The organism is Microbispora cellulosiformans, assembly GCF_008728085.1.
GTDB classification, from domain to species: domain Bacteria; phylum Actinomycetota; class Actinomycetes; order Streptosporangiales; family Streptosporangiaceae; genus Microbispora; species Microbispora amethystogenes.
Window position 1 is genome coordinate 243,508 of sequence record NZ_VYTZ01000007.1, and the last position, 23,534, is coordinate 267,041.

Consider the following 23,534-nt stretch of genomic DNA (forward strand, 5'->3'; position numbering starts at 1 on the left):
CACGGCCCGCCCCCGCACGTTTTTCCCGGCATTACCGTGCATCGGGTGCGCTGTGGCCTTCCGCGGGCAGTGGACGGGCATGACTGCAGACGGCGCCTACGACGTTGTGGTGCTCGGCATGGGACCCGGCGGCGAGGGCGTCGCGGGACGGCTGGCGGAGGCCGGGCTCGGCGTGGCCGCCGTGGAGGCCGGTCTGATCGGGGGCGAGTGCGCCTACTGGGGCTGTGTCCCCTCGAAGATGATGGTGCGCGCGGCCGGCCTGCTGGCCGAGGCCCGTCGCGTGCCCGGCGTGGCCGGGTCGGTCCGGGTGACCCCGGCGTGGGCCCCGGTGATCGACCGGATCACCGGTGAGGGCACCGACGACTGGAGCGACGCCGACAAGGCCGAGCACTTCGAGAGCGCCGGGGTCGAGGTCGTCCGCGGCCGCGGCCGGATCACCGGCCCGCGCGAGGTGACCGTGAACGGCCGCCGGCTGCGCGCCCGCCGGGGGATCGTCGTCGCCACCGGCACCACTCCCGCCGTTCCGCCGATCGACGGCCTGGAGGGCACGCCGTACTGGACCAACCGGGACGCCGTCGTGGCGCGGCGGGTGCCCGAGTCGCTGATCGTGCTCGGCGGCGGACCGGTCGGCTGCGAGCTCGCCCAGGTCTTCGCCCGGTTCGGCGCCCGGGTCACGATCGTGGAGGGCGCCGGCCGCCTGCTGCCCCGCGAGGAGCCGGAGGCGGGCGCGCTGCTGGCCCGCGTGTTCGCCGGGGAACGCGTCGAGACGCGCATCGGGGTCGCCGTCGAGCGGGTGCGGCACGACGGCGACGGCTTCACACTGACGCTCGGCGACGGCCGGACCCTGCGCGCCGAGCACCTGCTGGTGGCCACCGGGCGCGACATCGACCTCGCGGCGATCGGCGCCGGGAACGCCGGCCTGGACGAGAAGGCCCGCTTCGTCGAGGTGGACGAGCGGATGCGGGCCGCCGACGGCGTCTGGGCGGTGGGCGACGTGACCGGCCGCGGAGCCTACACGCACGTCGCCGTCTACCAGGGCAGGATCGCCGCCCGCGACATCCTCGGCGAGGGCGGGCCCGCCGCCGACTACCGCGCGGTGCCGCGCGTCACGTTCACCGACCCGGAGGTGGGCGCGGTCGGCCTGACCGAGCGGGAGGCCCGGGAGGCCGGCGTCGAGGTGCGGGTGGGGTTCGCCGCCCTCGGCGACTCGGCCCGGGGCTGGATCCACGGGCCCGGGCACGAGGGCCTGGTCAAGCTGGTCGAGGACGCGCGGCGCGGGGTGCTCGTCGGCGCCACCAGCAGCGGGCCGGCGGGCGGCGAGGTCCTCGGCGCGCTCGTGGTGGCGGTGCAGAACGAGATCCCCACCGCGCGGCTGCGGCACATGATGTACGCGTATCCGACCTTCCACCGTGCCGTCGAGGACGCGCTGGAGACCCTCGACCACCGGCAGGCCGATATCAACACGTGACAGAACCGGCCGGGTCCAGGGCGGATCCAATGCATGACATCCCAGAGAGGAGATGATCATGCAGCACCCCACCCGGCCGATCACACGGGGACTGACCGGCCTCGCCCTGACCACGCTGACGATGCTGACCGTGCTGGCCGTTCCGGCACTGACCGTCCCGGCGGCCGCGCACGCACGGGCCTCCCACCACATGATCCGCTACGCGTCGGTGGACTCCTGCCCGCGCAGGGACGGCACCACCACGCCCTGCCACACCTGGCGGCTGGACCTGCTCGACGGCAGGCGGGTCGCGCTCAAGGACGCCATGCTGTGGCCGCTGACCGCCAAGGGCAGGCCCGACAGGACCAACAGCGCCCCGCTCACCGTGAGCGGCGACGGCGAGTCGGTGTCCTACTTCCGCAGGTCCGACCACCGGCTCGTCGTACGCGAGTTCCACGGGGATCGGAGCGCGGTCCGCGTGATGCCGCGGAATCCGCTGCCGCGCGGCGTCGGCATGAACGAGGCCTGGCTGAAGCTCTCCCAGGACGGCGACCGCCTGGCCCTCGGCTACACCACGAAGGACGGCCGCACCCGGGTGCGCCTGTTCGACGTGGCGCGGGCGAGCGCGACCGGCACCACCCCGGAGACGGACGCGTTCTCCGGCTTCAGCGGGGACGGCTCGGCCGTCCTCCTGCAGCGGGCCGGCGACGCGAACACCATCGGGCTGTCCGTCCACGACGACACGGGCGCCGAGCTGGCCGCCGCCGTCCCGCCCCAGATCGTGGCCAACAACGGCCCGTGGGCGTTGTCCGCCGACGACCGCACGGTCGCCTTCGTCACCGGCCTCGGCAAGAAGGCGAGGCTGCGCTTCTACGACGTCGCGACCGACCAGCCGACGGGCTCGGTCGGCTTCTCGCTGCCGGAGGACGCCGCGCTCGACATGATCGACTGGACCGGCGGGCACGAGGTGACCCTGCACCTCGTCCGGGCGCGGGGATCCCGCGACGTGGTGACCGTCCTGAGGGTCGACACCGAGACGGGCCGGACCCGGGTGCGCGACTCCTACAAGGTCCGGTCCGGCGCCTTCGCGTACCTGAGCTGCGGCGGCTGACACCGCGGAGGCGGCCGAGGCCGCCATCACCAGCAGCGCCACCACCTCGGAGACGACGGTCAGGCGCTGCGTGAGACCGGCGGGCACCATGCCGGGGTCGAGGCCGAGTGCGCGGAGGGCGTACGGCACGAGCACCAGGACGAGCGACCCGAGCGCGGCCGCGCACAGCAGCCGGACCGGCCGCGAGCGGGTGGCCCTCGCGACGAGCAGCCCGGCCAGCGGAAGACTGACGAACGCGGCGAACGCCGCGTAGCGGTGGATGCCCCCGGACACCGACAGCGACAGCCCGGGCCGGTCGGTCGGGAACCCGGCGACCAGCAGCAGGCAGCCGCTCCACGCGCCGACCAGCAGGGCCGCGCGCCGGTCCAGCCGCGCCAGCCGTACGGCGAGCACGGCGGAGCCGGCCGCGAGCAGCGTCAGCGAGACGGGCAGCAGCAGGCCGTGCGGCGCGAACGCGTACTCACTGATCATGTCCGTCAGCGGGTCGAGCCCGGCCGTCAGATGAAGCACGAACATCACGGCGGAGCCGGCGGCGACCAGCACGTATCCCAAGACCATCCCCATGGCTCCCCACTGTGGCCATGGGGATGGCGGCGGCCCATCGGAGATCCACCGGAGCCGCCCCTGAGGCGTCCCCTAGGAAGGGTCGGAGGAGTCTGCGGGGGCGGTCTCGGGGGTGGAGGCCCGGAACCAGCGGCAGCCGTACCGGCCCATGGGGAAGCTGACCCGGCCCGAGTCGCCGATCTCGATCCGGCCGTCCACGAGCAGGTCGGTCAGCACCTTCGACGAGTCGAGCCCCTCCAGCGCGAGCTCCACCTCGGTCTCGGCGTCGCCGAGGTTGTGCACGGCGACGACCGTCTCGCCGTCGCAGTCCGCGCGGTGCGCGAACACCGCGTCCACGCCCGTGTCGAGCACGGTGTACTTCCCCCAGGCGAACTCCGGGCAGTCGCGGTAGTGCCGGATCAGGCGGGTGATCCACGCCAGGAGCGAGTCGGGGTCGCGTTCCTGCGCGCTGACGTTCACCTTCTCGGGGCCGAAGTCACCCTTCGTGATGGGCAGGCCGACCTTCGCGGGGTCGGCCTCACTGAAGCCGCCGTTGCGATGGGGGGTCCACTGCATGGGCGTCCGTACGGCGAGACGGCCCTCCAGCTCAAGGTTCTCCCCCATGCCGATCTCCTCGCCGTAGAAGAGCACAGGGGTGCCCGGCAGGGAGAACAGCAGGCTGTAGACCATTTTGATCCGCTCCAGGTCGCCGCCGAGCATCGTCGGCAGGCGGCGCCGCAGACCACGCCCGAACACCTGCATGTCCTTGTCCGGGCCGAACTCCGCGAAGATCTCCTCGCGCTCGGAGTCGCTGAGCTTGTCGAGCGTGAGCTCGTCGTGGTTGCGCATGAACGTCGCCCACTGGCTGTCCCTGGGCGGGTTGGGCCGCTCCCGCAGCGCGGCGGCGAGCGGCCGGGCGTCCTTGCGCGCGAGCGACAGGTACGTCCGCTGCATGCTGATGAAGTCGAAGCACATGGTGAGCTCGTCGCCGAGGTCGTTGCCGAAGTACTTCACCAGGTCCGGGTACGGCAGGTTGACCTCGCCGAGCAGGATCGCGCTGCCGTCGCGACGGCTGAGGAACGCCCGCAGGCAGGCGAAGAACTCGTGCGGGTCGGGCAGGTCGTCACCGCTGTCGGTGACCTGCTCGATGAGGAACGGCACGGCGTCCACCCGGAACCCCGACAGGCCGAGCTCCATCCAGAAGCCGAGGATGCGGGAGATCTCGTCCTGCACCTCGGGGTTGGCGGTGTTGAGGTCGGGCTGGAACCGGTAGAACCGGTGGTAGTAATACTGCTCGGTCTTCTCGTCGTACTCCCAGAGACTGTCCTCCTTGTCGGGGAACACCACGCCCTCGGGGTCGTCCGGCTCCGGCTTGTCCGACCAGATGTACCAGTCGCGGTAGCGGGAGTTCCGGCTCGAACGCGCCTCCTTGAACCAGGGATGCTGGTCGGAGGTGTGGTTGACCACGAGGTCGGCGATGACCCTGATGCCGCGGTCCCTGGCCACCCGCATGAACTCGACGAAGTCGCCGAGCGTCCCCAGGCGCGGGTCGACGCTGTAGAAGTCGGTGATGTCGTACCCGTCGTCCTTGTCAGGCGTCGGGAAGAACGGCATCAGCCAGATGCACGTGACACCCATCCTGTCGAGGTGGTCGATGCGCTGGATCGCGCCCCGGAAGTCGCCGATCCCGTCGCCGTTGCCGTCGGCGAAGGTCTCGATGTCGAGGCAGTACACGACCGCGTTCTTCCACCAGAGGTCGGAGGTCATGCTGAGTCTCATGACCGTTCCCGCTTCCCGGCAAAGGAACGGCAAAACATCGGGCCCGCGCCGCCGGAACGGCGCGGGCCGACGCGGTACCGCACGTGCGGCCGATCACAGCCGCACCGTCACCGAGGGTCACGATCTACAGCGGCGTGACCTGTTCGGCCTGCGGTCCCTTGGTGCCCTGAACGGTCACGTAACTGACCCGCTGATTCTGGTCCAGCGTACGGTAACCGTTCGACGTTATCGCCGAATAATGAACGAACACGTCAGGGGTGCCGTCGTCCGGGGCGATGAAACCGAAGCCCTTTTCGGAGTTGAACCACTTGACAGTGCCTTCAGACAACTGCTTCTCCTTCTTGGAAGCCGCACCATGTTCCCAGGTCGGGAGCATGAGGCTGCGTAGCGGAATCGTCGCCCATCCGCGTGGGACGCTGGAATGGCACGCACGCCCGCCGCCGGGAGCAACCCGGGTGCGCTTTTCACAGACCACGTTTTTGGAAATCGTCCACTGCGACACTCACAGCCTGTACGGACAGTACCCGCGATTACCTGAGGCTATGCCGGTGCCGCCATGTACCAGCGGGCGTGGCCGTCACCGCGCGTGAGCGAGTCGAGCCGGCGGGGCAGTTCCTGCCGGGAGAACGGGTCTCCCGCGGCGTTGCGGATGTGGATGCCCACGGCGTACATGTCCCGCACCTCCATGAGCGTGCCGTAGCCCGGCCACTGCCGCAGGTCGGAGCCGTACGCGTGGGCGAAGCCGTCCACGTCGTCCGTCGACAGCCCGAACCGGCGCTGCCCGTGATAGGTGTGCACCAGATCCCACTCGCGCGGCCCGACGGCCACGCCGTCCCAGTCGCACAGCACCACGTGCCCGTCCTGGCAGCGCAGCAGGTTGTCGATCCAGGCGTCTCCGTGCAGCAGCACCGGCGCGCCGGTGTCCAGGTCGCGCCAGCGCCCGGTGAGCTCCTCGATGCGGTCGCTCAGCCAGGACCGCTGCCCGGGTGTGAGCACCTCGGCCCGCTGCTCCACCGCGTGCCGCACCTCGGCCAGCGGGTCGGTGAGCGTCCGCAGCCCCATCTGCGGCACCGGCTCGCGGTGGAGGCTGCGCAGCACCCGGCCGAGTTGCCGGGTCGTCGGACGGCCCCGGGAGGGGACGTACCGCCAGAAGGTCACCGCCCGCCCCTCGTGGACGATGGGCTGGCCGGGGATCTCGTCGACCGGCCGCACGGTCGGGAAGCCCCGGTCGGCGAGCCAGCGGGCGACCGCCAGGACCACCGGCAGGCGGGTCAGCGCGTCCGGCGCCGTCGCGATCCGCACCACCATCTCGCCGCTCGCCCTGTCACCGCCTGCCGTGTCACCGCCTGCCCTGCCACCGCCTGCCCTGTCCCAGCCCGGCGCGGTCGCGCGCAGCTTGAAGACGGCGTTGCTGCGCAGCCGCATGAGCTGCGCGCCACGCGCGTCGACCCCGATCCGCGCGCAGACCTCGCGCAGGACCTCGAACGCCTCCTCGGCCAGCGACGGGCGTTCCATGATCCTCATGCCGGAGGTCCTCACGACGGCGTCAGGCGTTCTCTGCGGACGGGAACAGCCCGCTCAGCACGAGCGCGGGCGACGACTCGGCCAGCACCTGCCGCAGGCGCCGTACGGCGGGCAGGGAGGGGTCGGCGTCCGCGAGCAGGGCCCTGGCGCGGGTGACCACGATCGAGGTGCGGTGCTCGGCCGGCACCTGCCGCAGCGCCTCGGCCGCGATCCGGCACGCCTCCTCGTGGTCGCCGCTCCTCGCGAGGTGGCTCGCCTGGTCGAGCAGGATCAGCGCCGGGTCGATCGTCTGGAACCCCGGCGGGAACGTGTCCATCCCCTGGATCTTCTGGGCGTCCCCCAGCTCGATCAGGGTGCCGGTGCGGTAGAACGTCATCCGCTTCTCGGTGAAGACGAAGGCCAGGTCGTCCTGGCTCATGCCGCGCATCCGGGCGAAGATCTGCTCGGCCTCGGCGAGCGCGATCCTGGCCGCCTTGCCGTCTCCCATCCTGGCCAGCGCGCGGGCCTCGGCCGCCGCCGCGAGCGCCGCCGGGGAGCTGGGGGCCGAGCCGGCCAGCATCCGCGCCTCGCGGGCGAGGCGGACGGTCTCGTTCAGGTCGCCGTAGTAGTACAGGAGCATCGTCTGCTGGGCGCGGACGAGCGCGCGCAGCCGCAGGTCGCCCACGTCGTCGGAGGCGGCCCGGGCGGTGCCGTACCACGTGTGGGCCTGGCGCGTGTCGCCCAGCTTCATCAGCGCGTCGGCGGCGAGCAGCGTGAGCATCGTGGTCGCGGTGAGCAGGCGGCGCTGCACCGAGGACGGCTGGCGGGCGGCGCTGAGCCGGCGCACGTCGGAGATCTCCAGCATGACCCGGCAGAGCATCGGCATCGGCGGGGTCGTCATGTACTCACGGCGGTAGCGCAGGACCTGCTCGTCCAGCCGGTCGAGCTGGTCCTCGTTCACCGTGCCCATGGCGAGGGTGCGGTCGAGCTCGTGGCGGATGCCCTCGACCTCGGCGAAGAACCGGCCGTTCGGCGTGCCCAGCAGCATCGCCTGGTGGAACAGCGCCCGGCGCTCGGCGTCGTCGGCGGTCAGGTCCTCCGTGCGGGCCTGCTCGCCGGTCTGGCCCGGCCCCACCACGACGATCCGCTGCCCGCCCGTGTCCTCGCAGTAGTCGGCGGCGAGACCGAGCCGTACGGCGTTGGCACGATACAAGCGGGCCAGCAGGTCGATCGTCTGCGGGCGGGGGCGGGCGCGGTTGTTCTCCCAGGCGTTCAGCAGGTCGATGCTCGCGTGCGGGTGCCCGAGGTCCTGCTGGTCACACAGGTGCTCCAGCTCCTCGATGGCCTGCCGGGCCGACCAGCCGCGCCCGAGGCGGTGGGCCTTCAGCAGGCTGACGCCGCAGCACCCGTGGATCGCCTGGACGGTCTGCCACAGCGTCCACTGCCGAATCTGCGCCTGTTCGCGCCAGCGTCGCGCGCAAGCGGGTGAGTGCTCTCCGCGGGCCATGGACACGCCCTCCGTTTGTGCAGAGTCCCCGTTTACGGTTGTTTCCCCAACGTAAAGGAGCAGGCACCCAACCCCCGGCGACTGTTATGCGTTCGTGGCCGGGAACCCGCGTCTGTTCCACGGAATCGGGGCGAGTTCCCTGGTTATTGCGCGGTTTCGCGGGATCCGGACGATTGCCGGTGTGTCGTAGCGGGTTCACCCTTTCCGGTGATAGGTCCAACGTTCCCCGGAGGCGACGATGACGACGGTAGACCGTAGTGCGGCGATGGACCACCTGGAGCGGCTCGCGGCGCAACTGGAGGCCCACTCGTTCCAGGTACGCATGACTGCGCCCGCGGGCCTCTACCCGCGTCTGCGTGTCATCAACCCCATGGAGCCCACGATGGCCGAGGACGTGCTGGCGTCCAACGCCAGCGACGGCGAGTGGTGGTACTGGCTGTCCTGGGCGGGCCGCATCGGCCACGCCTCGGACGTCGTCACCGCCGCCGAACGCATCGCCAGCGTCCTGCACGTCATCCGCCGCTGACCGGACGCTTCGAACGCCGGCCGGACGGCGCCGCGGGGACGAACCAGTGGGACGGCGCGCCGGCCGGGCCGGCCCCCGGCGCAGCGGTCCCCCGCCCGCCCGACGGTCCCGTCCGGCCGGACCAGCCACGCCTCACCCGTCCCGCTCCTCGCCCGTCCGCATGACGGGGAGCCTCCGTCCGCTTCCGCCGGGAGCTCGCGGCACCAGACCGATCGCTCTGTCAGTCTGGGTTGACACAACGCTCGTTGTCAGCCCAGACTGACAGGCATGGATCCCGAAGTTCTCTCGCAGCGGGTCGCCGACGCGGACCCGGCCGTGGCCCTGCGCGCCGTCACCGCCCTGCGCAGGCTGGCCGAGCAGGTCGAGGCGGCGTCCGTCGCCCGGGCCCGCGAACAGGGCTGGACATGGGAGCAGATCGGGGACGCCCTCGGGATGTCCCGGCAGTCGGTGCACGCGAAGTACGGGAAGTGAGGATGCGATGCTCGGACGATTCACGAAGAAGAGCCCGTTCGCCAGGGTGGTGACCGCCGCCCAGGAAGAGGCCAGGCGGCGGGGAGACCGGCGCGTCGGCACCGAACACCTGCTGCTCGGCCTGCTCGCCGAGCCCGCGGCCGAGCCCGCCCGCGCCCTCGGCGCGGGCCTCGACGACGCCCGCGCCGCCCTCGACGGCATGGACCGCGAGGCACTGGAGGCCATCGGCGTCCGCGTCGCGGACCTCCCGCCGTCGGCGGCCCCCCGCCGGCACCCGGCCCTGTCCGTGGGCACGCTCACCACCGGGGCCCGTGCCACCGTCCACCGGGCCGTCGACGCCAGTCCGACCGGGAGCCGCGACCTGGCCCCCCGTCACCTGCTGACCGCCCTGCTCGAACTCGAACGCCCCGACCCGGCCGCCGAACTGATCGAACGCCTCCACATCGACCGCGCCGCCGTCCGCCGGCTCCTATAATCCAGTCTGGACAGACTAGACAGGAGCACGCCATGACCGCCTGGCAGGTGCAGGAGGCGAAACAACGATTCAGCGAAGTGGTGCGCCGCGCGCTGGACGAGGGCCCCCAGGTGGTCACCAGGCACGGTGAGGAGGTCGCGGTTGTCATCGACATCGTCGAATATCGCCGCCTGCATGGGGACCCTCCCGACTTTGCTCACTTCCTCCTCGCGGATCCCGACTGGAACGACGACATCGAGTTCCCTCGCAACAAGGACCTGCCGCGAGAGGTGGATCTCGGCTGATGGCAGCCGGTTATCTGCTGGACACCAACGTGGTGTCAGAGGTGCGCAAGCGCAACGGAAGCGTCGCCGTCAGGGACTGGATCGGTGCCGCACACGGTCCCACGCTGTATCTGAGCAGCCTCACTGTCGGCGAGATTCGCTGCGGGGTCGAACTCCGCAGGCGCAACGACCCTGCCCAGGCGGCCGTGCTCGAAGGCTGGTTGCACGCCCTGCTCCGTCGGTTCGGCGACCGGATCGTCCCCGTCACTCCTGAGGTGGCCGAGGAGTGGGGACGGCTCAACGCCGTACGGACACTGCCGACCGCGGACGGCCTGATCGCGGCCACAGCGAGAGTGAACGGCTGGACCCTGGTCAGCCGGAACGTCAAGGATTTCGAGGGCACCGGAGTTTCCGTGCTCAATCCGTTCAGCCTGCACGGCTGACCGGCGGGGTCAGGCGAACCCGGTCGCTAGGCGAACTTGGTCTTCGGGCGGGACTGGAGCACGCCGTCGATGTAGACGTCCACCTTCTCGTCGTAGAAGGCGACCAGGCCGGCGATCTTCTGTGACTCCGGGAGCGGAGTGGGATACGACCAGACGAGGTCCCTGCCCGGCTCGTCCTCGCCGACCGACCAGTACTCCGCCCGTCCCTTGTACGGGCAACGTGTCACGGTCTCCGACGGGCGGAGCAGATCCAGCCGCACGTCTGTCTTGGGCAGGTAGTAGCGCGGGGGCAGGCCGGTCTCGAACAGGATGCGCGGACTGCGCGAGTCGGCGACGGTGACGCCGCCCACCTCGACGCGGACGTGGCGCGAACTGGCCAGGACGTCCACGCGGGTGTAGGGGTCGCGGGCGTGCACGAAGACCTCTTCGTCCTCCTCGAACCAGTTGTCCATCGCGTCCCAGTCGAAGCGGACGTGCCCGCGGATCTCCTCCAGCGGCGCGTCGTCGCCGTGAACCAGGGCGGCGCCCGGCCTGCCCGCCACGTCGTGGACCGGCGCGTCGCCCCGGCTCGGCGAGTGCCGCGTCTCGCCGGTGGCCTTGAGCGCGTCCATGCGGACGTCCTCCACCGGGAAGTAGTACGTCGGGTAGTAGGGACCCTCCCAGACCAGCAGGGCGCGAGTGGTGTCGGCCACCGGCAGTCCCTCGACATAGACGCGCACGCGCTTGGCCGTCGGTTCCACCCGGACACGGCCCCGTTTCGTCGGCTCCATGGCAGCGGCAACGAGCGGGCGAGACGTCCTTATTCCCCCACCCGCACACACCCTCACAATCGACATTTCCCGGTGTGCGAACCCCGGTCGGCCCGCACTATCGACAGCGAGCGGATTAGTCGCTTACCCTCGGCTAGGTGGGTCTTCGCCTTTACGATACGCATCGCCGCGCCGTCCGCGATTTCGTCCCCCGAATTCCCGGAAAGGTGTCGATTTATCTCTGCGGTCCCACCGTCGTCGTTCCGCCGCACGTGGGACAGCTCAGGTCGCAGGTGAACTTCGATATTCTGCACCGCTGGCTGAAAAACAGCGGATATGAGGTCCTGCTCTGCCGGAACGTCACCGACATCGAGGACAAGATAATCGGCAGGTCGCTTACCGAAGGAATTCCATGGTGGCGGATCACCGATCCCGTGCACCGCGCCTTCGTACGCGCCTACGCCGCCCTCGGCTGCCTTCCCCCCAGCGTGGAGCCCCGGGCGACCGGGCACATCCCCGAGATGATCGAGATGATCGAGGAACTCGTGGCGGCCGGGCACGCCTACGAGGCCGACGGCAACGTCTATTTCTCGGTCGACTCCTATCCGCACTACGGGTCCCTTTCCCGGCAGCAGGCCCGGCATCTGCGGGGGGCCGAGGAAAACGAACGCGGGAAACGCGACCCGCGCGATTTCGCGTTGTGGAAGAGCGCCAAGCCCGGCGAGCCGGTGTGGCACTCACCCTGGGGCGAGGGGCGCCCGGGGTGGCATCTGGAATGCTCCGCGATGGCCCGCCGATATCTCGGCACGGAATTCGACATCCACGGCGGCGGGGTCAACCTGATATTTCCGCACCACGAGAACGAAATGGCCCAGTCACGCGCCGCCGGGGACGCGTTCGCGCGATTCTGGCTGCACAACGGCCCGGTCACCCAGGGCGGCGAGAAAGTGCGTAAACACCTGCGCAACCCGCTGGCCCTCCCGGCCCTGCTCGACCGCGTACGGCCGGCCGAACTCCGCTATTACCTGGCGGCGGCCCATTACCGGTCTCCGGTCGAATTCAGCCTCGACGCCCTGGACGAGGCGGCCGCGGCCTACCGGCGCGTCGAGAGGTTCGTGGTGCGGGCGGGCCCCGACGCCGCTCCCCCGTCCGGCCCTCTTCCCGCCCCCCTTCCCACGCAGTTCAGCGCGGCGATGGACAGCGACCTGAACGTGCCGCAGGCCCTGGCCGCCGTCCACGCGGCGGTGGCGGACGGCAACGCCGCCCTGGCCGCCGGGGACCGTGAGAGGGCGGCGCGGGAATGCCGCTCGGCCCGGGCCATGCTGAATGTCCTCGGTCTCGACCCGCTCAGCGCGAACTGGCACCGGGAAACGCATCTGCAGGAAGTCGCGGGAGCGGTGCTGCGGGTGGTTCGCAATCTCGCCTCCGCCAGCGCCCGGCAGGGTGATCACGATCGGGCGCGGGCCATGGAACAGCACATCGAGACGACGCTCGCTAATCGCTCCCAAATCGAGCACCCCGTGCTTATCAGATAGATCATTCATGCCGGCGCGGTCCGCCGCACCATGTCTCCCTCCGCGTCTCCTCCGGGGGCCGGGCCGGCGCGGGCCGGTCGGAGTCCGCGCTCTCAGGCCTCTGCGACGGAGGAGTTCCGTAAGCAAATCGAAAGTGTTTGAAGATCAGTCCTCTGGTCTCATGGCGATCTCTGTTTCCCGATGTGAAGGCTGGGATATGAGTGATCCGAGTCACCGGCCAGAAGACCGTGCCACAGCTCACCCGCAGGCCGGCGAGCGACCCTGGTCCACGCCGCTGCTGAACCTGCTGTCAGCTGAGGACCGCCGTCTCTTCCAGCGATTCGGGCAGGGCCCGAGCTGGGCGGTCCCCCATTCGCACATCCATCACGCGTTCGAGCGATGGGCCGCGGCGACGCCGCACGTGGTCGCCGCGACCCACCTCGGCGAAACCATCACCTACGGCGAGCTCGACCGCCAGGCCAACCGGCTGGCGGCGCTGCTGGCCCGGCACGGCGTCCTCCCGGGGGACAACGTCGGGCTCTTCGCCCGGCGCGGGATCCCCATGGTCGCCGGGCTGCTGGCCGCGCTCAAGGCGGGCGCGGCGTACGTGCCGCAGGACGTGGGCATCGCGCCCGTAGCCCACCTGCGGCAGGTCATCGCGACGGCGGACACGCGCGTGATCCTCACGCTGTCGGACGTCGCGGCCACCATCCCGGCGACAGGCGGGCAGGTGTGCATCCCCGTCGACACCGTCATGGACCAGCCCCTCGGAGACGGCCACGACGCGTTCGACGCCGAGGGCATCGATCCGGACGGCGGCTGCTACGTGCTGTTCACCTCGGGCACCACGGGCACGCCCAACGGGGTCGTGGTCACGCACCGCAACGTCTGCAACATCCTGCTCACCGAGCCCGGCGACCTTGGCATGCGCCCGGGCCTGCTCGTCGGGCAGATCCTCAATATCGGGTTCGACATGGCGGCCTGGGAGATCCTCGGCGCCCTCAGCCACGGCGCCACGCTCGTCATCCGCGGCAAGGACATCGCGGAGACCGTGGAGAGCGTCGACGTGGTGATCGCCACCCCCACCATCCTGGCCTCGGTGGACCCCGGGCGCTGCCGCCGGGTGGAGGTCGTGGCCGTGGCAGGGGAGCCCTGCCCGCGTGCGCTCGCCGACCGGTGGGCCGGCGTCGGCGCCTTCTACAACGCGTGCGGCCCGACCGAGACGACCATCGTCAACACGATGCAGCGCCACGATCCGGCAGCGATCCGGCTCACCATCGGCCGGCCCACCCCCAACAACACGGTGTACGTACTCGACGAGGACCGCCACCCGTGCGCGATCGGCGAGGCCGGCGAGATGTGGGCAGGGGGCGAGTGCGTGTCGGCCGGATACCTGCGGAATCCCGAGCTGACCCGCGAACGCTACGCGCCCGACCCGTTCCTGGGCGGGGGCCGGATGATGTTCAGGACCCGGGATCTGGGGCGTTGGACACCCGACGGGGAACTGGAACACCTGGGGCGAAGCGACGACCAGGTCAAGATCCGAGGTTTCCGGGTCGAGCTGGATTCGGTCTCGGCCGTGCTGGAGTCCGTGCCCGGATGCAGCCGCGCGGCGACGCTCAAGCTTGACGACAGGACATTGGTGTCGTTCGTCGCCCCGGCCCATCTGGATCAAGCAGCGGCCAGGAAGGCCGTGGCCGACGCCCTTCCCTATTACTGCGTTCCGGCCGCTGTCCATCCGATGGTCGCGCTGCCGATGACCAGTCGTGGCAAGGTCGACAAGGACGCCCTGCTCAGGCTGGCCCTGGCGGAGGTGGCGTCATGACGATCGACGCCGCGCGTCGAGCGCACGAGATCGAACTGCCCGAGCTGATCTCGCCGCCACGGCGCCTCCTCAAACATCCGCGCCTCATGCACTACAACCGGCTGGCGGTCCTCGTGCTCGTGGCGAACCTGGTCGTGCTCGCGCACGGCCTGGGTCCGGGAGGCTGGTGGACGAGCGGCGGCGTCGACTTGCGCGCCCTTTCCCACGCCGCGCTGGGCAACTTCGCACTGGGCATCGTCATCCGCCAGCAGTACGTCATCAACCTGCTGTTCAGGCTCGCCACTCTGGCGCCCACCACCTGGCCGCTACGGGTCCGGTGGACGCTGGCCAAGGTCTACCACTTCGGCGGGCTGCACGTCGGCGGCGTCCTGGCCGGGACGCTCTGGTTCCTCGCCCTGGTCGGCGGGCTCACCTACCACGCCGTGAACGGTCTGGGCGGCGGCGCGTCGGCCGGAACCGTCGCGGTCTCTTACACGCTGGTGGCGCTGCTGGCGGGCATGGTCGTCACGGCGTCGCCACCACTGCGATCCAGATTCCACGACCTCTTCGAGCGCGTGCACCGCTTCGGCGGCTGGACCGCGCTGGCGCTCTTCTGGATCCAGGCGATGCTCTTCGCAGGGGCCACGGGGGAGGACCCGGCGACGGCGCCGAGCGTCTGGATCCTGGCCGTGATCACGTTCAGCATCGCACTGCCGTGGCTGCGGCTGCGCCGGGTGCCGGTGGTCGTCGAACGACCCTCCTCGCATGTGGCGCTGGTCCACTTCGACCACGGCGTCACCCCGTTCGCGGGCTCGTCCACCGCGGTCAGCCGCAGTCCGCTGCTGGAGTGGCATTCCTTCGCCAACGTCCCGGCCCCCGGCCGGTCGGGGTTCAGACTCACGATCTCTCGTGCCGGCGACTGGACAGGATCCTTCATCGACGACCTGCCGTCGCACGTGTGGGTCAAGGGCATCACCACCGCGGGCGTGGCCAATGTCGAAAGCCTGTTCACCAAGGTGGTGTACGTCGCGACCGGCAGCGGGATCGGGCCCTGCCTGCCCCACCTCCTGGCGGCCGCCGTCCCCTCGCGGCTGGTGTGGTCTGCGCGCCGGCACCGGGACACCTACGGCGACACGCTCGTCGACGAGATCCTTGCCGTCCAGCCCGACGCGGTCCTGTGGGACACCGCCGAGCACGGCAAGCCCGACATGGTCCGGCTGGCCTACGAAGCGTATGCCGACTTCGGCGCCGAGGCCGTCATCTGTATCTCGAACAAGCAGCTCACGTGGCAGGTCGTGCACGGCTTGGAGCGCCGTGGGATCCCCGCCTACGGCGCGATCTGGGACTCCTGAGAGGGCAACGATGAACGTGAAGATCGAGCGCGTGGACCGCGTCGTCATCGCGCGCCTGCACCGCCCCGAGGTGCTGAACGCGCTGAGCACCGAGCTGATGACGGACCTGATGGACGCGCTGCGACCGCTGGACCGCGACCCGGGGGTCGGCTGTTTCGTGATCACCGGCTCCGGCCGGTCGTTCGCAGCCGGGGCCGACATCCGGGAGATGGCGGCCAGGACCGCCGCCGACATGGCCGAGGAGGACTTCTTCGCCGGCTGGGAGGAATTCGCCGCGCTGCGCACCCCGAAGGTCGCCGCGGTCGCCGGGCACGCGCTCGGCGGCGGCTGCGAGCTGGCGATGATGTGCGACATCATCATCGCCGCCGACACGGCCACCTTCGGCCAGCCAGAGATCCGGCTGGGCGTGATCCCCGGCATCGGCGGTACCCAGCGCCTCACCCGGCTGATCGGCCGGGCCAAGGCGATGGACCTCATCCTCACCGGGCGCACGCTCGGCTCCGACGAGGCCGAGCGCGCCGGCCTGGTCTCCCGGGTGGTCCCCGGCGACCGCCTGATGGAGGAGGCGGTGGAGATCGCCGGCACCATCGCCTCGTTCAGCAAGCCGGCGGTCGTCGCCGCCCGTGAAGCGGTGAACCGGGCGGACGAGACCTCTCTCCGGGAGGGCGTGCTCTTCGAACGGCGCGTCTTCCATGCGCTGTTCGGCGGCCCGGATCAGTCGGAGGGCATGCGCGCCTTCCTCGAGAAGCGCGCCCCGTCCTTCAACGCCCCGTCTCCCGGACAGTAAGCGGCGGCGGGAGACGCCGGGGTGACCGGACGGCGCATGTTACAAGAACAAGAACTGACGCACGGAGGGTAATCCTGGCCAAATCATGGGAATCATGACGGCACCAGCCGAGCGGACACCGCCGAAAGGAGGGCCGGATGAAGAAGGTGCAGATCGTGCAGCGACCGCGGCCGCCGAGAACGCCAGCCCCGGTCGACCTGCGCACCCCTTCGGGAAGGGTCCTCCCGTTCTGAGCACGGCCCTGGTCAGCCCCTGGCCAGCTCGTAGCAGCGGGCGAAGCCCTCCAGCACCGCGGGCCAGGAACACCTGACCGGTTCGGTCTCCCGGTTGTGCTCGGCGATCGACTGCCGCAGGGCGGAGTCACGGGTCAACCGGACGACCGAGGCGACCAGGTCGTCGAACGTACGGCCCAGCAGGCCCTCCTTGCCGGGCCTGACGAAGTCGGCCACCCCGCTCTGCGCCCGTGCCACGACCGGCACCCCCGCCGCGCGGGCCTCCAGCGCGGCCAGCCCGAACGACTCGCGCGGGGCCGGGGCGACGAACACGTCGGCCACCGCCAGCAGCGCCCTGATCTGCTCCCGGGTGTACCTGCCCGGCAGCGAGACCCAGCCCATCCGCCGCTCCCGCAGATAACGCTCCATCCGCCCGCGGGCGGGGCCGTCCCCCACGATCGTCGCGCGCATCGCGATGTCCCCCGGCACCCGCGAGCGCGCCGCCTCCAGCAGCTTGAGCAGCCGCAGCGGCTGCTTGCGCGGCGCGAGCCTGCCCACCGCCACCACGTGCACGGCCCTGTCCACCGGCCCATCCACAGGCCCGTGCGGGCCGGGCCGCCAGGAGGTGACGTCGAGCCCGTTGGAGACGACCTGCACCGGCACACGCGGGCCCGCCACCTCGCGGATGGGCCGGGCGGCGGCCTCGCTGACCGCGCTGACGACCAGCCCCCAGCGCCGCCAGCCGAAGGCGCCCTGCAGCGCCCGGTACATCCCCCGGGTGACCGGGTCCCACATGCTGTGCACGGTCGCGACCACCGGGAGCCCGGCCCGCACCGCCGCGCGCACCCCCATCCACGCGAACGGCGACACGGCCCCGGTGTGGACGTGCGCGACGTCGTACCGCCCGCTCGCCATGATCCGCAGCAGGTGGGCGGTCCCGCGCGGGTGCACCGGCAGGTCGAACGGGAGGTTCGCGACCACCCGGTGCACGCCGGGCAGCGGCTCCCCCGGCGTCGCCGTCACCACCTCGACCAGGTGACCCGCCTCACGTTGCGCCCTGACGAGATCGGCGACCTGCACCTCGATGCCTCCGAGCCGCGGCAGGTAGCAGTCGCTGACGTGGAGAATCCTCACCGGGTCAGCCTGACAGAGCGCGCGATGCCCATCAAACCGGCCGCTCCCCGGCAGGGGTGGCGTCGCGGGACGCGGACCACGTGGGATCATGGCACGAGGACGACACGTGGTGGAGCACACTATGACAACGTTCCGTGGGGCGCGATGAGCACAGCGGTGTTCTTCCACGCCCATCCCGACGACGAGGCGCTGCTGACCGCCGGAACCATGGCGATGCTGGCCGACGAGGGACACCGGGTGGTGCTCGTCGTCGCGACCGCAGGAGAGCGCGGGCTCGCCGAGCTGCCCAGGGGCGAGGAGCTGGGCAGGACCAGAATGGACGAGTTGTACCGGTCGGCCGCGGCCCTCGGCTGCGCCCGGGTCGTGCTGCTCGGCTACGGCGACTCCGGCCTCGCGATCGACGGCGGCGTGGCCGACGACCGGCCCGACAACGCGTTCATCGACGCCGACGTCGAGGACGCGGCGCAGCGGCTGGCCTCGGTCCTCAAGGAGGAGGCGGCCGACCTGCTCACGATCTACGACCCGGCCGGGGGCTACGGCCACCCCGACCACGTGCAGGTCTACCGGGTCGGCAGCCGCGCCGCCGAGATCGCCGGCACGTCCATCGTGCTGGAGGCGACGGTCGACCGCGACCTGCTGCTCAGGGGCGTACGGCTGGCCGCCCGGTTCTACCCGGCGATCGACGTGCGGAGCTTCGAGCGGGCGTACTCGCCGCGCGAGGCGATCACCCACCGGGTCAGCGTACGCAGGTACGCCAAGGCGAAGCGGGCGTCGATGGCGGCCCACGCCAGCCAGGCGACCGGCGGCGACGGCGACCGCACGCTGGGGGCCATGCTGAGAATCCCCGGCCCCGCCTACCGCTTCGTCTTCGGCACCGAGTGGTACGTCCGCCGGGGGCTGCCCAGAGGCACCCGCCTCCGGCATCCGTTCGACTCCCCCTAAGGGACGTGATCCTCCGTCAGGAGGAGCCGGGCGCTCTCGCGGACCGGCAGACTGGAGGCGACCGGAGACCGGACTGGGGGCATTCGCGGGTGAACAGGAAGTGGCTGCAGATAGCGCTGTCCGCGGTGTCGCTCGGGCTGGCCGTGGCCCTGGTGGTCTACCTGCCGCAGATCGTGCACACGCTCACCGGCGCCACCGTGAGCTGGCACGAGATCGGCCGCCGGTTCGGCGGCCTCGGCTGGCAGACCATCGCGCTGATGACCCTGCTCTGGCTGGCCAGCCTGTGGGCGTACACGTACGTGATGACCTCCGCCCTGCCCGGCCTCACCCACCCGCAGGCGCTCACGCTCAACGCGGCCGGCAGCGCGGTCAGCAACCTGCTGCCGTTCGGCGGCGCGGCCGGGGTGGCCCTGACGTTCGGCATGACCCGCGGCTGGGGCTTCGCGAACCGGCCGATCGTCGTCTACACACTGGTCACCGGCATCTGGAACTCGCTGTTCCGGTTCATCCTGCCGGCCGTGGGGATCGCCTGCCTGCTGATCGCGGGCAAGGCCACCAACCCCACCGTCGCCAAGGCGGGCTGGGTGGGCGCGGTCTCGATCCTCGCGCTGGTGGCCGTGGTGGCGGCCGCGCTCTACTGGGACCGCGCCGCCGCCGTGCTCGGCCGCGCGCTCGACCGGCTCGTACGGCTCGCGCCCCGGCGGTTCCGCCCGGCCGAGCACGCGGTGTCGGCGGCGATCGAACGGCTGCGCAGGGACACGGCCGGCATCATCCACACCCGGTGGGCCGGGCTGTCGCTGGGGATGGTCGCGTTCCTGGCGCTGCAGTGCCTGATCATGGCCGCCTGCATGGTCGCCACCGACTCCTATCCGGGGCCGGCCGAGACCGTCGCCGTGTTCGCGCTGAGCCGCGTCCTCACCACCGCCCTCGTCACGCCGAGCGGGGCGGGGATCATGGAGGGCGGCGTCGCCACCCTGCTGATCGGGGCGTTCGGCCAGCCCGCGGGCGGGGCCACCGCCGCGGCCGTGCTCTTCGGCTTCTGGACGTACACGATCGAGATCCCCTGGGGCGGTCTCGCGCTCGGCGGCTGGGCGCTGCTGCGCAGGCGGGAGGCGCGGGCCGCGGGCCCGGGCACGAACTCTGACACCGGCCCGGACACCGGCCCCGACGCCGGTCCGGGCACGGCCGCCGCGCGGCGCTCCCGCGCCCTCTGAGTCTCACGCGAGACTCACCCGGATATCGCCCGTGATCACCCGGTTGATCGCCTAATATCGCAGGGCGAGAAGGTGAGGGCGCACGGCTTGGGGAAAGTCTTGTGCCCGCTTCGGGGCGCGCATACGGTGACGCCTGAAAGACGCCCGTAACAACCACCCGAAAGAACCACCCGAAAGACCGCCCGGCAGAGGCCCGGCAACCCAGCACGTCCCCGGCACAGGCCGGACATCCGGCACCCGACAGCAGCAGAGGAGCGCCCCATGACTCCCCCGACGAGCCCGGTGACGTTCCGGGTCCTCGGGCCGGTGGGGGCGCACGACGGCGCCGCCGAGCTCGACCTCGGCGGGCTGCGGCAGCGGGCGGTGCTGGCCCGCCTCCTCGCCGCGCGCGGCCAGGTCGTGCCGGTGGACACCCTGCTGTTCGACCTGTGGGACGACGACGCCGCCAAGGGCGCGCAGTCGGGCCTCCAGGTGTACATCTCCCGGCTGCGCCGGGTGCTGGAGCCCAACCGCCCGCGCGGCGGGCCGAACCGGCTGCTCGTGACCGTCGCGTCCGGCTACGCCCTGCGCGCCGCGCCCGAACAGGTCGACGCGCTGCGCTTCGAGGCCACGGTCCGGTCGGCCGGAGAGCGGCTGGAGGAGAGCCCGCAGTCCGCCCGGGCCCGGCTGGAGTCGGCACTCGCGCTGTGGCAGGGCACGCCCTACTCGGACTTCGCGGACCAGTCGTGGGCCGAGGCGGAGGTGGCGCGGCTCAGCGAGCTGCGCCTGGTGGCCAGGGAACGGCACGCCGACGCCGGGCTGCGGATGGGCCTGCACGCCGAGACCGTGCCCGACCTGGAGGCGCTGACCACCGAGCACGCCCTGCGCGAGGAGGGCTGGCGGCTGCTCGCGCTCGGCCTCTACCGGTGCGGGCGCCAGGGCGACGCGCTGGCCGCCCTGCGCCGGGCCCGCACGATCCTGGACGACGAGCTGGGCATCGACCCCGGCCCCGCGCTGCGGAAGCTGGAGTCGGACATCCTCGCCCAGGATCCCGGGCTCGACCTCGTGCTGCCCGCGCCCCGCAGGCCTGTCGAGATCACCGCGACCTGGCCGCCGCGCCCGGTCGCGACCGGGGACGCGCCGCCGCTGGAGCCCGAGCCGTTCGTCGGCCGCGACGCCGAACTGGCCGCGCTCGCCTCCGCCGTGCCCCGCGCCCAGGCGGGCCGGTTCACCGTCGCCGTCGTCAGCGGCGACCCCGGCGCGGGCAAGACCACACTCGTACGGCGGCTGTTCGAGCGGCTGGAGCACGAGGGCTGGATCGGGGCGACCGGCGGCTGCCCCGACAGCACGGCGACCCCGCCGGGCTGGGCCTGGGTGGAGGTGCTGCGCACGCTCATCTCCCGCAGGGGCGCGGGCGAGTACGCCGCGCTGCTCGCGCCGCTGCTGGACGACGCCGCCCCGGACACGGGCGACGACGAGACGTCGGGGGGCTTCCGGCTGCACCGGGCGGTCGGCGGCTACCTCTCCGCGGTCGCCAGGGAGGCCCCGCTGCTGATCCTCCTGGAGGACCTGCACTGGGCCGACGACCAGACGCTCGCGCTGCTGCGCGCGCTGCCGAGCCTGCTCGCCGCCAGCCGGGTGCTGGTCGTGGTGACCTGCCGCGACGGCGAGCTGAACGACCAGCAGCAGGACGTGCTGGCCGCGCTCGCGCGGCTCGACCCGGTGCGGGTCGGCCTCGGCGGCCTCGACGACGCGGCGGTGGCGGAACTGGTCCGGGCGACCTGCGTGCACGAGGTGGACGAGGAGGTCGTCAGCACGATCGTCGAGCGGGCCGGGGGCAACCCGTTCTTCGTGAAGGAGACGGCCCGCCTGTTCGAGGCCGAGTCGGACATCTCCGTGGTGCCCTCGGGTGTGCGCGACGTGTTGCGGCGGCGGATCGCCCGGCTCCCCGAGCGGGCCCAGCAGGTGCTGCTCCAGGCCGCGGTGATCGGCCGCGACGTGGACGTGGACGTGCTCGTCGACGTCTCCGGCGACGAGGACGCGGTGGTGGACGCCGTCGAGGCGGCGCTGCTCGCCGGTCTCGTGACCGAGCCCGGCCCCGGGAAGCTCAGGTTCGACCACGACCTGGTCAGGGACACGATCTACTCCGACGCCTCCCGGCTGCGCCGGTCGCGGCTGCACGCGGCCGTCGCCTCCGTCATCGAGCAGCGCAGCCCGAACGACGTCGCCGCGCTGGCCCACCACTACGACGCGGCGGGCACGGTGGAGACCGCCGCCAAGGCCGTGCGGTACGCCGGCCTCGCGGCCGAGCAGGCCGAGCGGAGGTTCGCCCACCGCGAGGCGGCCACGCTGTGGCAGCAGGCCATCGCCGCCTTCGACCGTGCTCACACAAGCCGTGCGCAAGCGGGCCGGGAACCCGTACGGAACCGGCTGGAGTTACAGCTGCGGCTGATCAGGGCGCTGGCGCTGTGCGGGGACATGACCGCCGCCCGCGCGCACCGCGGAGAGGCGATGGCGGTCGCGCTGCCGTTCGGCGACCTGGAGCTGACCGCCCGCGTCGCGGCGGCCCTCGCGGTGCCGCACAAGGGCATCGCCCGCGACTTCACCCGTACGGCCTGGGAGATCGTCGACGTCACCGAGAAGGCCCTGGTCGAACTGCCCGCGGGAGAGCAGTCGCTGCGGGCCAGCCTGCTCGCCACGCTCGCCCTCGAACTGGAGGGGTCGGCGACCGAGCGCGGCTACCAGGCGTCGCTGGAGGCCGAGGAGCTGGCCAGGTCGAGCGGCGACCCCGCGCTGCTCGCCATGGCGCTGAGCGGCCGGCTGCGGCAGTCGTACACGCTGACGCAGGTCGACGAGCGGGAGACGATCGGCCGCGAGCTGCTGCGGGTCGGCGCGGAGTCGGGCCAGATCGCCGTGCAGACGCTGGCGCACCTCGTGCTGCTGGAGTGCGCGGCGGCGCGGGGCGCCTTCGCCGAGGCCGACGAGCACCTCGCGCAGGCCGAGCGGCTCGGGCGGCGCTACGACCTGCCCGCCCCCGCCGCCGTCGGCGCGTGGTACGCCGGGCAGCGGCTGATGATCACCGGCGACTACGCGGGGGCCGAGCGCGCCTACCGGAACGCGGCGCGGCTGACCGCGCGGGCGGGCATGCTCGAAGGCCGCCAGGACCTCCCGCTGATCGCCACGTTCTGCCTGCACCTGGTGGACGGACGGGCCGCGGAGATGGTCGATCCGCTGAGCGAGGCCCACCAGCGCGGCGCAAAGTGGACGCTCGACGCCTACGCCGTGGCGCTCGCCGCCGCCGGCCACGACAGGGACGCCCGGGTGGTCGCCGGGAGCCGGGAGCCGGTCCGCACCGACTTCCTCTACGAGCTGACGCTCATCTGGCGCGCCCTCGCCGGGATGCTGCTCGACGACGAGGGCAGGATGCGCGAGGCGTACGAGAAGCTCACCCCCTTCCACGACCGCATCGCCGGGGCGGGCACGGGGGTGGTCGCCCTCTGGCCGGTGGCCAGGACCCTCGGGGACCTCGCCGTACGGCTCGGCCTGCCGGCCCGGGAGCACTACGAGAAGGCGCTGGCCGTGGCCGAACGGGTGGGCGTGCCGCGCTGGGTCGCCGAGGCCGGCGCGGCGCTCGGCCGATGAGCCCCGGTCGTGATCCGGAGTGAGGGAGGCGAGTTCGCGAAGGCCCCTGTCGGTGGTGGGCGCGTCCCCCGATCGCGCCACACCGCACTACTTCGCGAACCCCTCGCCTCGTGTTTCGTCACTCTCAGGTGTACGGA

General features: G+C 71.9%; 20 protein-coding genes and 1 pseudogene. 14 read left to right on the forward strand and 7 right to left on the reverse strand.

All coding sequences use genetic code 11. The features are described from left to right. Positions 1-79 precede the first annotated feature (79 nt). Positions 80-1,468 carry a dihydrolipoyl dehydrogenase family protein gene (locus F5972_RS20895; RefSeq protein ID WP_150935272.1) on the forward strand — a complete coding sequence of 463 codons (1,389 nt, stop codon included), beginning with the start codon at positions 80-82 and terminating at the stop codon, positions 1,466-1,468. A gap of 58 nt (positions 1,469-1,526) precedes the next feature. After that, a complete protein-coding gene (locus F5972_RS20900) occupies positions 1,527-2,558 on the forward strand; it encodes a hypothetical protein (protein ID WP_150935273.1) in 1,032 nt (343 codons plus the stop codon). 78 nt (positions 2,559-2,636) lie between these two features. Here the strand turns inward: F5972_RS20900 and F5972_RS39430 are convergent. The 5 genes and pseudogenes from F5972_RS39430 to F5972_RS20925 form a co-directional block, all read right to left on the reverse strand. After that, a pseudogene (locus F5972_RS39430) lies at positions 2,637-3,122 on the reverse strand (DUF998 domain-containing protein); the annotation flags it as partial. 72 nt (positions 3,123-3,194) lie between these two features. After that, entirely contained in the window at positions 3,195-4,880 is a 1,686-nt protein-coding gene (locus F5972_RS20910) for an alpha-amylase family protein (protein ID WP_150935274.1), read from the reverse strand. A gap of 124 nt (positions 4,881-5,004) precedes the next feature. Continuing rightward, entirely contained in the window at positions 5,005-5,208 is a 204-nt protein-coding gene (locus F5972_RS20915) for a cold-shock protein (protein WP_204284695.1), read from the reverse strand. 212 nt (positions 5,209-5,420) lie between these two features. Beyond that, positions 5,421-6,404 carry a phosphotransferase enzyme family protein gene (locus F5972_RS20920; RefSeq protein WP_225311694.1) on the reverse strand — a complete coding sequence of 328 codons (984 nt, stop codon included), beginning with the start codon at positions 6,402-6,404 and terminating at the stop codon, positions 5,421-5,423. A gap of 22 nt (positions 6,405-6,426) precedes the next feature. Beyond that, positions 6,427-7,890, reverse strand: a complete 1,464-nt coding sequence (locus F5972_RS20925) for an XRE family transcriptional regulator (RefSeq protein WP_150935275.1) — start codon at positions 7,888-7,890, stop codon at positions 6,427-6,429. Positions 7,891-8,128: 238 nt separating this feature from the next. Here F5972_RS20925 and F5972_RS20930 point away from each other — a divergent pair, with 238 nt between their 5' ends. The 5 genes from F5972_RS20930 (at position 8,129) to F5972_RS20950 (ending at position 10,068) form a co-directional block, all read left to right on the forward strand. Next, a complete protein-coding gene (locus F5972_RS20930; RefSeq protein WP_150935276.1) occupies positions 8,129-8,416 on the forward strand; it encodes a hypothetical protein in 288 nt (95 codons plus the stop codon). A 267-nt stretch (positions 8,417-8,683) separates the two neighbouring features. Continuing rightward, complete coding sequence (locus F5972_RS20935; RefSeq protein ID WP_150935277.1) at positions 8,684-8,887, forward strand: helix-turn-helix domain-containing protein; 204 nt, start codon at positions 8,684-8,686, stop codon at positions 8,885-8,887. A 7-nt stretch (positions 8,888-8,894) separates the two neighbouring features. Beyond that, positions 8,895-9,362: a Clp protease N-terminal domain-containing protein gene (locus F5972_RS20940; protein WP_150935278.1), complete on the forward strand. Its 468-nt coding sequence runs from the start codon at positions 8,895-8,897 to the stop codon at positions 9,360-9,362. Positions 9,363-9,394: 32 nt separating this feature from the next. Continuing rightward, the gene (locus tag F5972_RS20945) at positions 9,395-9,646 is read left to right on the forward strand and encodes a type II toxin-antitoxin system Phd/YefM family antitoxin (RefSeq protein WP_150935279.1); all 252 of its coding nucleotides are present in this window, start codon (positions 9,395-9,397) and stop codon (positions 9,644-9,646) included. Then, entirely contained in the window at positions 9,646-10,068 is a 423-nt protein-coding gene (locus tag F5972_RS20950; protein WP_150935280.1) for a type II toxin-antitoxin system VapC family toxin, read from the forward strand. Before F5972_RS20945 ends, F5972_RS20950 begins: the two co-directional genes overlap by 1 nt. A 26-nt stretch (positions 10,069-10,094) precedes the next feature. Here F5972_RS20950 and F5972_RS20955 read toward each other — a convergent pair whose 3' ends face one another. After that, on the reverse strand, positions 10,095-10,787 hold the full coding sequence (locus F5972_RS20955) for a DUF427 domain-containing protein (RefSeq protein WP_225311695.1): 693 nt from the start codon (positions 10,785-10,787) through the stop codon (positions 10,095-10,097). Between the two features lie 188 nt (positions 10,788-10,975). Here F5972_RS20955 and cysS point away from each other — a divergent pair, with 188 nt between their 5' ends. The 4 genes from cysS to F5972_RS20975 all read left to right on the forward strand — a co-directional run bounded on the left by cysS (position 10,976) and on the right by F5972_RS20975 (position 16,274). Then, the gene (gene cysS / locus F5972_RS20960; RefSeq protein WP_150935282.1) at positions 10,976-12,352 is read left to right on the forward strand and encodes a cysteine--tRNA ligase; all 1,377 of its coding nucleotides are present in this window, start codon (positions 10,976-10,978) and stop codon (positions 12,350-12,352) included. Between the two features lie 196 nt (positions 12,353-12,548). Next, positions 12,549-14,156 (forward strand): amino acid adenylation domain-containing protein, encoded by a 1,608-nt coding sequence (locus F5972_RS20965; RefSeq protein ID WP_150935283.1) that lies wholly within the window; start codon positions 12,549-12,551, stop codon positions 14,154-14,156. Further along, on the forward strand, positions 14,153-15,487 hold the full coding sequence (locus tag F5972_RS20970; RefSeq protein WP_150935284.1) for a ferredoxin reductase domain-containing protein: 1,335 nt from the start codon (positions 14,153-14,155) through the stop codon (positions 15,485-15,487). Before F5972_RS20965 ends, F5972_RS20970 begins: the two co-directional genes overlap by 4 nt. A gap of 10 nt (positions 15,488-15,497) precedes the next feature. Further along, positions 15,498-16,274, forward strand: a complete 777-nt coding sequence (locus tag F5972_RS20975; protein WP_150935285.1) for an enoyl-CoA hydratase-related protein — start codon at positions 15,498-15,500, stop codon at positions 16,272-16,274. A gap of 245 nt (positions 16,275-16,519) precedes the next feature. Here F5972_RS20975 and F5972_RS20980 read toward each other — a convergent pair whose 3' ends face one another. Further along, positions 16,520-17,620, reverse strand: coding sequence for a glycosyltransferase family 4 protein (locus F5972_RS20980; RefSeq protein WP_150935286.1), 1,101 nt, complete (start codon positions 17,618-17,620; stop codon positions 16,520-16,522). A 144-nt stretch (positions 17,621-17,764) separates the two neighbouring features. Between F5972_RS20980 and F5972_RS20985 the strand changes: the two genes are divergently transcribed. The 3 genes from F5972_RS20985 to F5972_RS20995 all read left to right on the forward strand — a co-directional run bounded on the left by F5972_RS20985 (position 17,765) and on the right by F5972_RS20995 (position 23,397). Continuing rightward, the gene (locus tag F5972_RS20985) at positions 17,765-18,562 is read left to right on the forward strand and encodes a PIG-L deacetylase family protein (RefSeq protein WP_150935287.1); all 798 of its coding nucleotides are present in this window, start codon (positions 17,765-17,767) and stop codon (positions 18,560-18,562) included. Positions 18,563-18,651: 89 nt separating this feature from the next. Beyond that, positions 18,652-19,776, forward strand: a complete 1,125-nt coding sequence (locus F5972_RS20990) for a lysylphosphatidylglycerol synthase domain-containing protein (protein WP_150935288.1) — start codon at positions 18,652-18,654, stop codon at positions 19,774-19,776. Between the two features lie 261 nt (positions 19,777-20,037). Further along, positions 20,038-23,397: a BTAD domain-containing putative transcriptional regulator gene (locus F5972_RS20995; protein ID WP_150935289.1), complete on the forward strand. Its 3,360-nt coding sequence runs from the start codon at positions 20,038-20,040 to the stop codon at positions 23,395-23,397. The last annotated feature ends 137 nt before the right edge of the window (positions 23,398-23,534 follow it).